Below are 13,146 nucleotides of genomic sequence, written 5' to 3' on the forward strand. Positions count from 1 at the left end.
ACAACGGAAAATCATATACTTTTCCGTTGTTTTTTTCTATTGAGTTCTATAGTTAATGTATCTTTTTGTTCTTCTTAATATAAAAAAGAGCAATCCAGCAAAGTTTCTATAACTCAACCGAATAACTCTCTTCTCTTTATTATAACATTTTTTCCAAAAATTCTTTTGCTCTTTCACTTGTAGGATTCGTAAAAAATTGAGCAGGTGGCGCATCTTCTACTACCGCTCCTTGATCCAAAAATAACACTCTGTCTGCCGCTTCTCTAGCAAAGCCCATCTCATGTGTTACGATCAGCATCGTAATGCCTGTATTTGCTAATGATTTCATTACTTCCAACACTTCTTTGACCATTTCAGGATCAAGTGCAGATGTCGGTTCATCAAACAAAATGACATCTGGATTCATCGCTAATGCTCTTGCAATCGCAACCCTTTGTTTTTGACCACCGGATAATCTGTTTGGATACTCATTTGCTTTATTTGCTAGTCCAACTTTTTGCAGTAACTCTAAGCCGATTTTCTCTGCTTCTTGTTTGCTTAGTCCTTTTACTTTTACCGGAGCATATGTGATATTCTGAAGGACTGTTTTATGTGGAAATAGATGAAAATGTTGAAATACCATGCCGACATTTTCTCTTATTTTTTTAATATTCGTTTTTTTATCGGTTATTTCTACTTCTTCAATAAACACTTTGCCTGAAGTAGGAACTTCCAATAAATTCAAACACCGAAGAAATGTCGATTTACCAGAACCTGAAGGACCAATAATTGTAACAACTTCCCCTTTCGTTATTTCCGTTGTAATTCCTTTTAAAACTTGCAACGAACCAAATGACTTATGCAAATCTACCACTTTAATCACTGCGTCTCATTCTCCTTTCTAGAACCTTTGCCAACATCGTCAACAACATAACTAAAATATAATAAACTAGTCCTGCCAATAACAACGGTTCAAAATAAGAGAACTTTTCTCCACCCATAATATAAGCGCGTCTCATAACATCTGTTACACCAATTACCGTTACAATCGCAGATTCCTTTGTTAACGTTACCGCTTCATTTATAAGTGCAGGAAAAATATTTTTTAACGCTTGAGGCAAAATCAAATCAAACATTGCTTGTTTATTTGAAACACCAAGAGCTAATGCAGCTTCATTTTGCCCTTTATCGACGGCAAGAATTCCAGCTCGAATAATTTCTGAAATATAAGCAGCTGAATTAAGACCAAAAGATAAAATCGCAGCAACCGAAGGCTCGATTTCAATACCTGTAACCTGTGGCGTTCCATAATAAATTAACATTAACTGAAGTACTAATGGAGTACCTCTAAATATAGATGTATATGCATCAGCGATCCAGCTGAGGACAGGAAATTTGCTGATTTTGAATACGGATAGGATAATCCCTAACACAAACCCTAATACCCCTGCAACAAAAACAATTTTTAATGTTACAATAATTCCTTGTAATAAATAAGGAATAGATGGGATAAACTGGTGAAAATTCAACTCCATTCTTTAACAACCCTTTCAAAATTAGAAATACTATCAGAAAAGCGGAAGCGCCTTGTTCAGCCCTGAAGAAAAATGTTCATTTGACTCAAAAAGTGCTTTTTACTTTTAGAGGCGAAGGGTTATTTTTCACAAGGTCTAAGCGCTGAAGCTAGACTCTCGTATTACTTCAGAAATTTATACTTTCTTCACGCACTATAAAGCAAGAAAACGTTAAAGGAGGTTTTCCTTAAACGTTTCTTATTTACTACTATTTTTAATTGCCAAACCATTTAACAATTAGTTTGTCTAACTCGCCGTTTTCTTTCATTTTTTTAAGCTCTGCATTAAACTTTTCAGTCAGCTCACTGTTTTTTGGAAATGCAATAGCAGAACCTGCAGCATCAGTCGGCTCAGTAGCTGCAAAAGATGTTAAGCTGTCATCTTTTTTCAAATATCCTTGTGCTACCACATCTTCAACGATTGCTGCATCAAATCTTCCAGCTTTAATTTCTTGAATTAATTGAGGGATGCGATCTCTGTTTTCCACGTTTATTTTTACTGTTTTAGCAATTTCTTTAGCTGCATCTTCTTGAATAGATGATAATTGAACACCAACTGTTTTCCCTTTTAAATCTTCTACACTTTTAATGCTACTGTCTTTTTTTGTAATAATTAAATCTTTTGCTGAATAATAAACATCACTGAAGTCTACATTCTTTTTTCTTTCTTCTGTTGCAGACATACCAGCAAGCACTAAATCTACTTGTTTTGCTTGGATTGCAGGAATTAAACCACTAAAATCCATATCTTTTATTTTTATGGTATAACCTAATTTTTCGCCAAGAGCATTTGCTAAATCGATGTCAAATCCGATAATGTCCTCGCTTTTTGCTGAATCAATATATTCAAACGGTTTATAATCTGCTGATGTTCCCATTACTAATACTTTCTCATCAGATTTTGCTGTTTTATCTCCATTGCTTGTCCCACATGCTGCAAGTACTACTATCGCTAACAGCATCATTGCTATTAATTTTTTCATATTATATTCCTCCTATAATTTCTTACACGCTGTAATCTTTCTTAATATGCCTTTTTTTTCAAAAAAAAATATACTAAAATGACGATTATATTCATACAACACTATGCATTTTATCATATCCGAATAATTATTCAATAGAATTTATACAAATCCATACAATGAATTATTATTTTGAAAAAATATAATTATTTGATTTTTCTGACTACTTGGATGGATTAGATTATTTCTGAATAGTAAAACCCATTTTCCAGCGTAATAAAAAGGACAACAAAGATTTCGATCTTCATTGCCCTACATTAAAAAAGCTTTTTTAAGATAATTATTATTTATTCTTCACAATAAGTTTCAAATGCCTGCTGCAGCTTTTCCACTACTTGAATTGGTTCATGACCTTCGATTTCATGTCTTTCAATCATTGTAAGTATTTTCCCATCTTTTAATAAAGCAAATGATGGGGATGAAGGTGCGTAGCCAGTAAAATAAGATCTAGCTTTTTCTGTTGCTTCTTTATCTTGTCCTGCAAAGACAGTAACTAATTGATCTGGTTTTTTATTATATTGCAGAGAATATTTTGCAGCAGGACGAGCAATTCCTCCAGCACATCCGCATACAGAATTAATCATCACAAGGGTAGTTCCTTTTTGAGCAAGTGTTTCATCAACGGCTTCAGTTGTGGTTAATTCCTTATATCCTGCTTCCACTATCTCTTCACGGGCTCGGCGGACAACATCATTCATAAAAAAATTGAAATTCATATTCATATTCATTGGTTAGCTCCTTTGTCTGCATAATTATCGAAAAACACTTGTTCTGATTTGCAAAAATTTTATCTGTACATTCATTATTATCAATAATCGGAAAAGTTTCAATAAATCTGTTTTTAAATGAGACCTCTTTTATCATTAATAAATTGGAGTGCTTTTTTCATCGGTATTTTCTAATAATTCTTTTACTCTTTGTAAAAATCTCCCACAAACTAATCCGTCTAAGACGCGATGATCCAACGATAAACATAAATTTACCATATCACTTATCGCAATCATACCATTTTTTATCACTGGTCTTTTCACAATCGATTCTACTTGTAGAATTGCAGCTTGAGGATGATTAATGATTCCCATTGATTGGATAGAGCCGAAAGAGCCTGTATTATTGACCGTAAATGTACCACCTTGCATTTCATCTAATGAAAGATTGCCTGTCCGTGCTTTATTAGCAAGTTCTACAATTTCTTTCGCAATGCCTTTTATTGATTTTTCATCTGCATTTTTAATGACAGGTACAAATAAAGCATCTTCTGTTGCAACTGCGATAGAAATATTCACATCTTTTTTGCGGATAATTTTATCTCCTGCCCAAGTAGAATTCAATTCTGGAAATTCTTTTAAACTTCGTGCAACTGCTTTTACGAAAAAAGCAAAAAATGTTAAATTAAATCCTTCTGATGCTTTAAACGAATCTTTTATTTGATTCCGGTAATTTACGAGGCTAGTAACATCCACCTCTATCATCGTCCAAGCATGCGGAATATCATGTTTACTTTTCAGCATATTTGCAGCGATCGCTTTGCGCAAGCCTGTTACAGGGATTTCTGTATCTCCTGTGTTTAGCGGCTGTTGAATCACAGCTTCTTGTGGAGCTGGTGGTAATGATTCTACCTTTGTTTCATGTTGAGGTGCTTTTGGCGTGCTATCATTGGCAGGTTCTAGTGTTTTAGTCTCTATTGCCTTTAATACATCTTTACGAGTAATTCGTCCTCCTGCACCAGTGCCATTTACAGTCGTTAAATCAATACCTTCTTGCTGTGATAATCGTAAAACAGCCGGAGAATACCGAAGTTTATTATCTAACTTCTGTTCTGATTTTTCTTCTTTTGCCGCTACTTTTTCTTCCAGAACTTCTTCTACTTTCGTTTCTTCTTCTGCTACTTCCATTGTACAAATCACTTCTCCGACTTGTAGTGTTTCCTCTTCTTTAGCAATTAACTCTGTAATAACGCCCGTAAAAGAGGATGGAATTTCAGCAGTCACTTTATCTGTTATAACCTCAGCTAAAGGATCATACTTATTTACTTGATCTCCGCTTGAGACGAGCCATTTGCTAATCGTACCTTCTGTAACACTTTCCCCCAATTGAGGCATTGTTATTTTTTCAATCGACATCCTATTACCCTCCATGTTAGTTTTGTAAGAAAAGTGTAAGCACCCGTTTAGAGTCGTATGCTTTCCACTTTCTTTCCTATTTAAAATTCAGCTAACTTTCTCATGGCATGTTCGACTTTTTCCGGATTGACTAAAAAATATTTTTCCATTGTTGGAGCATATGGCATAGCTGGAACCTCATCTCCAGCAAGTCGCATAATCGGTGCATCTAAATCAAATAAACAATGTTCAGCAATGATTGCAGAGACTTCACTTATAATACTTCCTTCTTTATTGTCTTCTGTAATTAATAATACTTTCCCCGTTTTAGAAGCAGCTTCGATTATTGCTTCTTGATCAAGAGGATAAACAGTTCTTAAATCTAACACATGAACAGAAATACCATCATCTGCTAATTTTTCTGCTGCTTGAAGGGCAAAATGAACACATAAACCATATGTAATAACCGTAATATCTTCTCCATTACGTTTAACATCTGCTTTGCCGATTGGCAAAACGTAGTCTTCTTCTGGCACTTCCCCTTTTATTAAACGATAGGCACGTTTATGTTCAAAAAACAGGACAGGATCAGGATCACGAACTGCCGCCTTTAATAAACCTTTTACATCATAAGGTGTCGATGGCATCACGATTTTTAAACCAGGTGTATTCGCAAACATCGCTTCTACCGATTGTGAATGATACAATGCGCCATGAACCCCACCGCCATATGGTGCTCGAATAACGATTGGACATGTCCAATCATTATTGCTTCGATAGCGGATTTTTGCTGCTTCTGATACGATTTGGTTAACAGCGGGCATAATAAAATCAGCAAACTGCATTTCAGCGATTGGTTTAAGGCCATACATTGCCGCGCCTATTCCAACACCAGCAATCGCAGATTCTGCAAGTGGTGCATCTATTACTCTTTCTTCCCCAAATTTTTCATATAACCCCGCAGTCGCTTTAAACACGCCGCCTTTTACGCCAACATCTTCCCCTAAAACAAATACTTTTTCATCTCTTTCCATTTCTTCATGAATTGCCATTGTAACAGCATCAATATACGAAATTACTGCCATTTACCTTTCACCTTCTCCATAAACATATTTAAGTGTATCTTCCGGCTGTGCATACGGTGCCTTTTCTGCATACTCGGTTGCTTCATTAATTATTTGCATAAGCTTATCATTTAGTTCTTTGTCCATTTCTTCTGTCAACACGTTAGTATTTAATAAATATTCTTTAAATGTAATAACCGGATCATTCGCTTTTGCAGCTGCTACTTCTTCTCTGCCTCGATAGCTTCTATCATCATCATCCGAAGAATGAGGCGTTAACCGGTAAGAAACCGTTTCAATTAGTGTAGGCCCTTCTCCTCTTCTTGCCCTATCGACCGCTTCTTTTGTTACTCGGTATACTTCAATCGGATCATTTCCGTCCACCGTGAAACCTGGCATGCCATAACCTATTGCACGATCAGAAACTTTTTCACATGCTAGCTGCTTTTCGATTGGTACAGAAATGGCATATTTATTGTTTTCACAGACAAAGATTACTGGGAGTTTATGTACGCCAGCAAAATTTGCCCCTTCATGAAAATCGCCTTGGTTGGATGAACCTTCCCCAAAACTTACAAAAGTAACAAAATCTTTTTTTTCTATTTTTCCTGCAAGCGCAATGCCGACTGCATGAGGAACTTGTGTCGTTACAGGAGAAGATCCTGTTACGATTCGATTGCTTTTTTGTCCAAAATGACCAGGCATTTGCCTTCCACCTGAATTCGGGTCTTCCGCTTTGGCAAATCCAGATAACATAATATCTTTAGCCGTCATCCCAAATGATAAAACAACACCTAAATCACGATAATAAGGGAGGATATAATCTTTGCTGTTATCAAAAGCAAACGCCGCCCCAACTTGTGCAGCTTCTTGACCTTGGCAAGATACTACAAATGGAATTTTTCCTGAGCGGTTCAATAACCACATTCTTTCATCTATTCTGCGTGCAAGCAGCATTTTTTCATACATTGCTAAAACTTGCTCATCCGTTAATCCTATTTCTTTATGGCGATTTGTGACCATAACCATTTTAGTACCTCCTATTTTTTCCATACTTAATTTTTCACCCATGAATGGCATTACCATCGACTGCAAGTGCCGCTTCTCCAATTGCTTCTGTTAAGGTTGGATGGGCATGGATAGTGGAGCCGATTTCCCAAGCAGTTGCATCCAACACACTTGCCAAAGCTGCTTCTCCAATCATATCCGTTGCATGTGGGCCAATAATATGTACCCCAAGCAGATCATCTGTTTTACTATCTGAAATGATTTTGACAAATCCTTCATGCTCACCGTAAACTAACGCTTTACCTATCGCTTTAAATGAAAATTTTCCTTTTTTGATGTTATAGCCTTTTTCTTTTGCTTCTTCTTCAGTTAAACCAATGCTTGCAATTTCTGGGCTTGTATAAATACATTTCGGCACTTTTTTATCATCTATTTTCTCAGGATTCAGCCCAGCAATATGCTCGATTGCTTTTATCGCCTCATGAGAAGCAACATGGGCAAGCTGCAGACCACCAATAACATCTCCTACTGCATAAATATGGCTTTCTTTTGTTTGATAAAATTTATTTGTTTGAATGACATCTTTCTCTATGACAACCTCTGTATTTTCTAAACCAATGCCTTCAGTATTGGCTATACGTCCAACTGATACCAATAGCTTTTCTCCATAAAAAGTCTGCTGCTCTTGTTGATATTCTGCATGAATGGAGACGGAACCGTTTATTGATAATGTATCTGGCAAAACTTTTGCACCTGTTACAACTTTTACGCCTTTTTTCTCTAATAGTTTCTGAAGTTCCTTTGAAATCTCTTTATCTTCTGTAGGAATCAGATGACTACTGTATTCTAAAAGCGTAACCTGTACACCAAAGTCGGAAAGCATGGACGCCCACTCGACTCCAATCACACCACCGCCGACAATAATAACCGATTTAGGCAATGTTTCCATTTGCAGTGCTTCTTCGGAACTGATTACATATTCACCATCCACCTTAAGACCATTTAGTGTTTTTGGTCTTGAACCAGTTGCGATAATCACATTTTTTGGAACAAGCAATTCATTTTCTTCTCCATTGTTCATTTCAACAGATATCGTTCCAGGAATAGGAGAAAAAATAGACGGCCCTAATATTCTTCCTGTTCCTTCGTAAACATCGATTTTTCCTTTTTTCATTAAATATTGAACACCTTGAAACAATTGCTGAATGATGGCATTTTTACGCTCTTGTATTTTCGTAAAATTGATGCTTACATCTGACGTCAATACCCCAAAATCTGCACTGTTTTTTGCCGTACGGTATACTTCTGCACTGCGAAGCAACGCCTTACTAGGAATGCAGCCGTGATGCAAACAAGTTCCACCAAGCTTTCCTTTTTCAACAATCGCTGTTTTCAACCCTAATTGTGATGCTCGAATTGCAGCAACATATCCACCTGTTCCACCACCTAAAATTACTACATCGTATTCATTTGCCATTTTTCCCACACCCTTCTCTTATTTATGATGATACTTTTTGGCATCTTCTACTTTTCTTAACACTCGTAAACAGCCTTCCGCTAACGACTGCAATTCGTTTTCTCCAGGATATACAAAACAATCTGCAATCCACATTATTTTATTTATTATTTTTTTCACTAACACTTCACTATTTGCAAGCCTTCCTGTCAAAACAATCGCATCTACTTTTCCGTCTAGTACGGTGCTAATACTGCCAATCTCTTTTGCGATTTGATACGCCAACGCAGTTAGGATGAAAGAAGCATTTTGATCACCTTCCTCAACTGCCTTTTCTGCTGCTGTTAAATCATTTGTATATAAATAACCTTTTACTCCTCCATTATAAAGAAGCTCTTGTTTCATTTCTGAATAAGTAAAATTCCCTGAATAACATAAATCGATTAAATCACCTGGAGGAATGGTGCCAGTTCGTTCTAATGTGAAAGGTCCTTCTCCATTTAAACCATTATTCACATCGATGACTTTGCCATTTCGATGGGCACCCACTGTAATCCCTTCCCCTAAATGAGCAACTATCAGATTCACTTCCTCATAATGTTGGCCAAGTTCTGATGCAGCTCGTCTGCCGCATGCTTTATGATTAAGCGCATGAAAAACACTTCTTCTTTCAATACCCGGATATCCTGATATTCTAGCAACGTCTTCTAACTCATCGACTACGACAGGATCTACAATATAGGAAGGAATATTTAAGCCAGAAGCAATCTCATACGCAATAATCCCACCTAAGTTAGAAGGATGATCTCCTCCATAACCTGTTTTTAAATCTTCAAGCATTTTTTCATTTATGTGATAGGTTCCACCTTCCATTGCACATAACAAACCGCCTCTGCCACAAACTGCATCCAGCTTCGAAAGATTTATTTCTTTTTCAACCAAATAGTTTAAAATCATTTCTGTTCGATCTTTGTATTGTGCAGCAACAGGTGAATACGACTGCCCATGACTATTAGAATGATAAACAGTACCTGTTAATAAAGGAATTTCATTTTGATACAATGCTATATTGGTGGAAGACGTTTTCGGATTAATCACTAAGATTCGGAATTTATTTTGCGTCACCCCACTTCCTCCCTTTTAACCAAGTCCATATTTTTCTAACTTGTAATATAAATTACGTACAGACAGCCCTAATGACTTTGCCGTTAACGTTTTATTGCCATCATTTTTTCTTAACGCTTTTTCAATAATCACTTTTTCGTAGTTTTCCACTAAAATCGACAGCGGCTTGTCTTCTACACTTTCTTCCTCTTCGATAAATAAAAGATCTTTGTCTTTTGTAGGTTGTTGAGGAGCAAAACATAAATTGTTTTTCGTTAACACAGTTTCGGTTTTATCCATCTTTGCCATCGAAAGCTGAAGAATTGCCTTTAGCTCTTTCACATTGCTAGTAAAATGATATTGCTCAAGCGCTTGAAATACTTCTAGTTCTACCGAGATGGAACGGCCATATTCATGATTCAACTGCTGAACAAAGTTTTTTGTTAACAGTGGAATATCTTCTTTTCGGTTATTCAATAAAGGCAAGTGAATGCTTATTCTGTTCAACTCATAATATAATTGCTCTAAAAAATCGCCTTTTATCATTGATTTTTCCATATTTTCAGAAGATCCAGCTATAATTCTTATTCTGTCATTGCTTTGTAAAAATTGCAGTAATTTTTGCTGCAATTTTATTGGAAGGAAACTAATTTCATCTAAATATACGGTTCCATTCCATTCTTTTTGTAAAATAGTATTCGTTTCTTCCCTATCATTTCCATTAATTGTTCCGAATAATATGGATTCTAGTTCTTTTTCAGAAGTGTTGATGCAAGGAATGACAACAAATCTATTGTATTTTCGGTTACTTGCATGATGTATTACGCTTGCAAACATTTTTTTCCCCGTCCCAGCAGCTCCTCTAATAAGAACTGGGCAATCTGTATCACATGCGATTTTTCCTTGTTGAAGTGGGAGTTGCATGGTTAGAGCATCGCTAATGATATCATCAAATATGTATTTTTCTTCTAAGGCACGAATAAAACTTCGAACCATTTTCAGTTCATTTTGTAATTGCAATAGATGTGATTGATCTTGAATAATTTGCATGCTTCCTTTTAATTTCCCATCGATGATAACAGGGAAGTCATCCATTTTTATGGACTGTTGATGATTTTTTTTTACAATTTGTTGGCTTCTTCGTGTTTGTAGAACTTTTTGATGCATCGATTCTGAAAGCTTGCTGTATATTTCTGACTGCTTATCATCGCCATCTGCATTTGTATTTTCGGTTAATTGGCTGTATGCAGTATTTTTCATCATACTGTTTGCTTTTTCATCTGTTATTGATATGGCCGCTTCTGTATTTTGAATAAGCATTTCTACTATAGCTTGCAAATTTTCTTGATCATACCAATCTTCTTTATCGTTCCAAACATTTGTAAAGTAAGCAATCGCACCTATCGTTTGTTTCTGTTTATTAAATAAAGGAATTCTTGATATGCGTACTTTACAGTTAGATGCTAAAACAAATCCTTTTCCTATTTCCTTTTTTCCTGTTTGTAAAACACGTGGTAAACCACTGTTTGCTACAACCTCTAATATATGTTTTCCGAGCGCGTTGCTTTTTGTTGATCCAATTAGTTTTGCCGCTTCCTCATTTAAAAGAATGATTGTACCGTTTTTATTCACCAGAATAATACCTTGCTTTATTTCATTAAAAATACAATCTATTTGTAAAGAATATTGCATCGTGCAAAAGCCTCTCTTTTTGCATAGATTTTCTAATTCATTATCCACCGTGCAATTTATTTCATAGTTATACTATAATCACTTTCAAGCTTACATGCAAATTTTTTCTCAATTGCAAAATATTCAGTCTTATCAAGAAAAGTGCAGGTGCCTTGCTCAACCCCGAAACTAGGCACTAAACATAGGTTCGAATTTTTATACTTTTTTATCTTTACAAAAAAAACCTTCTTTTGATAAGAAGGTTTTACGTATTTTTTAGTCTACTCATGACATTCTTTGCAAGTACAGGATCGTCTGTTATCACAGCAGAGATGCCGCTTTCTAAAAGATATTGCAATCTTTTTTCATTATTTACGGTATATGCTCTAACTTTTATGCCATAATTCTCCGAGGCTTTTATTATTTGACTGTTTAATAAACGATGATTCGGGTGGATGCCTGTTGCTTTAATTGCCTCTGCATAAATCCAAGGTTGATATATACCGTCGGAAAATAATGGTGCTGTTTCGATTTCAGGTGCTAGTCGATAGCTATTAACAATACTGTAATGATTAAAAGATGAAAAAATTACTCGTTCACTAAGTCCATACCGTCTAACTAGTTCAATTGCTTTGTCTTCCATTCCCGCATAAACAAAAAGATTATTCTTAAATTCAATGTTGCAAGTTAGCGCTGTAGGCTTTATCCATTCCAAAAATTCCTCTAATGCAGGAATTTGCACTTTGTGTAGCTTTCCTTTATATTTATAAGCAGCATCTAGTGTTCGAATTTCTTTAAAAGAAAGCTCTTTCACATAACCGGATCCACTTGTTGTTCGATCCACTTTTTCATCATGAATTATTACTAACTCACCATCTTTTGTCATTTGAATATCTAATTCAATTCCATCAGCATTAGCTTCTTTTGCTTGCTGAAATGCAATCATTGTATTTTCAGGAAATTGAGCTGAATATCCACGATGAGCAAAAATAAGTGACATGAAGACACATCCTAACATTTTATTATCGGGGGAAATGTTTATGAAACCATTACAATTATCACCAGAAACAGCATTAAAACTTGCAGAAAAACTAAACGTACCTTTAGAACAGATTATGCACATGCCTCAGCATATACTTGTTCAAAAACTTATGCTGCTGCAAAAGGATGAAAATAAATAAATCATTTAAAACAAAGGATCTGTTAAATTCCATTGTTGATTTTCAAAAGGTCAGGGAATCCACTCCCTTAAACATTATTATCATTTAAAAGAGCAAAGACAAAAAAAAACAGACACTAACCAATGGATAGCGTCTGTTTTTTTGTTCAGATCAGTAAATTAAGCTTTAACAACGTTAGCAGCTTGAGGGCCACGTTGACCTTCTTCTATATCAAAAGATACTTCTTGACCTTCTTCTAATGTTTTAAATCCATCAGTTTGAATAGCGCTGAAATGTACAAATACATCGTTTCCTTCAGAAGATTCGATAAATCCGAAACCTTTTTCTGCATTAAACCATTTAACTTTACCTGTAGCCATGTTTATTTTCCTCCTATGTGTTTCACACACAATATAATAACACTATCCTTGTTCTTATGTAGAAAAGAAACCTTCTCTTATAATGGAACAAAAATAATACAATCTAATCATAACAGTTTAAAGTATGGAAAGCAAATTTTAACAGTCATTGTTTTGTAAAACATTTTTATAGAACTAGTGAATCGAACTCATTTCATCAATTTGAAACATCAGGAAATCAGGTGGGGATTTTATACCAGCTCCCTCTAAACCATAACAAATCATACCAAAGTATTATTTATCGTAAATTTCTCGAGGTAAAGGATAACTCCTTTTAGAAACATTGAAAAGATCTATCCGACCCTTCGCTGGCAAGGATCTAGCACGACACCTATGTCTTTCGGTCTCTAGAGGAGCTCACCATAGGGCTGGAGTTACCAGGGCTACCTGTGATCCCCTACGCAGCAATCCTTCCATTGGAATGTTCACATCTCTCTAGTGAGAGGTTGTCCGCGCAGAATCACAAGCTTAAAAATTACCGTTATAAAGGTATACCCATCGTTTTATAGGTAAATACGTCTTTAAAAGCCCGGGCATCCTATTGCCTTTTTTAATATCCTATTTATTGGATATCCTTTATGTCAAAGA

The 13,146-nt window shown here is 35.6% G+C and carries 13 protein-coding genes; 1 reads left to right on the forward strand and 12 read right to left on the reverse strand.

Translation table 11 applies throughout. The annotated features are described in order from the left end of the window. Positions 1-139 precede the first annotated feature (139 nt). The 11 genes from ACTXGU_RS03310 to ACTXGU_RS03360 all read right to left on the reverse strand — a co-directional run bounded on the left by ACTXGU_RS03310 (position 140) and on the right by ACTXGU_RS03360 (position 11,979). Positions 140-862 (reverse strand): amino acid ABC transporter ATP-binding protein, encoded by a 723-nt coding sequence (locus ACTXGU_RS03310; RefSeq protein ID WP_443480074.1) that lies wholly within the window; start codon positions 860-862, stop codon positions 140-142. Beyond that, complete coding sequence (locus ACTXGU_RS03315) at positions 855-1,514, reverse strand: amino acid ABC transporter permease (protein WP_443480075.1); 660 nt, start codon at positions 1,512-1,514, stop codon at positions 855-857. Before ACTXGU_RS03315 ends, ACTXGU_RS03310 begins: the two co-directional genes overlap by 8 nt. A gap of 253 nt (positions 1,515-1,767) precedes the next feature. After that, positions 1,768-2,535: a transporter substrate-binding domain-containing protein gene (locus tag ACTXGU_RS03320; protein ID WP_443480076.1), complete on the reverse strand. Its 768-nt coding sequence runs from the start codon at positions 2,533-2,535 to the stop codon at positions 1,768-1,770. Positions 2,536-2,861: 326 nt separating this feature from the next. Further along, positions 2,862-3,296 carry a BrxA/BrxB family bacilliredoxin gene (locus tag ACTXGU_RS03325; RefSeq protein ID WP_443480167.1) on the reverse strand — a complete coding sequence of 145 codons (435 nt, stop codon included), beginning with the start codon at positions 3,294-3,296 and terminating at the stop codon, positions 2,862-2,864. A gap of 141 nt (positions 3,297-3,437) precedes the next feature. Beyond that, a complete protein-coding gene (locus ACTXGU_RS03330; RefSeq protein ID WP_443480077.1) occupies positions 3,438-4,697 on the reverse strand; it encodes a dihydrolipoamide acetyltransferase family protein in 1,260 nt (419 codons plus the stop codon). Between the two features lie 80 nt (positions 4,698-4,777). Next, positions 4,778-5,761, reverse strand: a complete 984-nt coding sequence (locus tag ACTXGU_RS03335; RefSeq protein ID WP_443480078.1) for an alpha-ketoacid dehydrogenase subunit beta — start codon at positions 5,759-5,761, stop codon at positions 4,778-4,780. After that, complete coding sequence (locus ACTXGU_RS03340) at positions 5,762-6,763, reverse strand: thiamine pyrophosphate-dependent dehydrogenase E1 component subunit alpha (protein WP_443480168.1); 1,002 nt, start codon at positions 6,761-6,763, stop codon at positions 5,762-5,764. A 40-nt stretch (positions 6,764-6,803) separates the two neighbouring features. Beyond that, on the reverse strand, positions 6,804-8,225 hold the full coding sequence (gene lpdA / locus ACTXGU_RS03345) for a dihydrolipoyl dehydrogenase (protein WP_443480079.1): 1,422 nt from the start codon (positions 8,223-8,225) through the stop codon (positions 6,804-6,806). Positions 8,226-8,243: 18 nt separating this feature from the next. Next, the gene (gene buk / locus ACTXGU_RS03350) at positions 8,244-9,329 is read right to left on the reverse strand and encodes a butyrate kinase (protein ID WP_443480080.1); all 1,086 of its coding nucleotides are present in this window, start codon (positions 9,327-9,329) and stop codon (positions 8,244-8,246) included. A 15-nt stretch (positions 9,330-9,344) separates the two neighbouring features. Continuing rightward, a complete protein-coding gene (locus ACTXGU_RS03355) occupies positions 9,345-11,000 on the reverse strand; it encodes a sigma 54-interacting transcriptional regulator (protein ID WP_443480081.1) in 1,656 nt (551 codons plus the stop codon). Positions 11,001-11,244: 244 nt separating this feature from the next. Further along, a complete protein-coding gene (locus ACTXGU_RS03360; protein WP_443480082.1) occupies positions 11,245-11,979 on the reverse strand; it encodes a glycerophosphodiester phosphodiesterase in 735 nt (244 codons plus the stop codon). 40 nt (positions 11,980-12,019) lie between these two features. Here ACTXGU_RS03360 and ACTXGU_RS03365 point away from each other — a divergent pair, with 40 nt between their 5' ends. Further along, positions 12,020-12,160 carry a YycC family protein gene (locus ACTXGU_RS03365; RefSeq protein ID WP_443480083.1) on the forward strand — a complete coding sequence of 47 codons (141 nt, stop codon included), beginning with the start codon at positions 12,020-12,022 and terminating at the stop codon, positions 12,158-12,160. A 158-nt stretch (positions 12,161-12,318) separates the two neighbouring features. Here ACTXGU_RS03365 and ACTXGU_RS03370 read toward each other — a convergent pair whose 3' ends face one another. Continuing rightward, a complete protein-coding gene (locus ACTXGU_RS03370) occupies positions 12,319-12,519 on the reverse strand; it encodes a cold-shock protein (RefSeq protein WP_443480084.1) in 201 nt (66 codons plus the stop codon). Positions 12,520-13,146 lie beyond the last annotated feature (627 nt).

This window comes from Niallia sp. 01092, assembly GCF_052318935.1.
Taxonomy (GTDB): Bacteria; Bacillota; Bacilli; order Bacillales; family Cytobacillaceae; genus Niallia.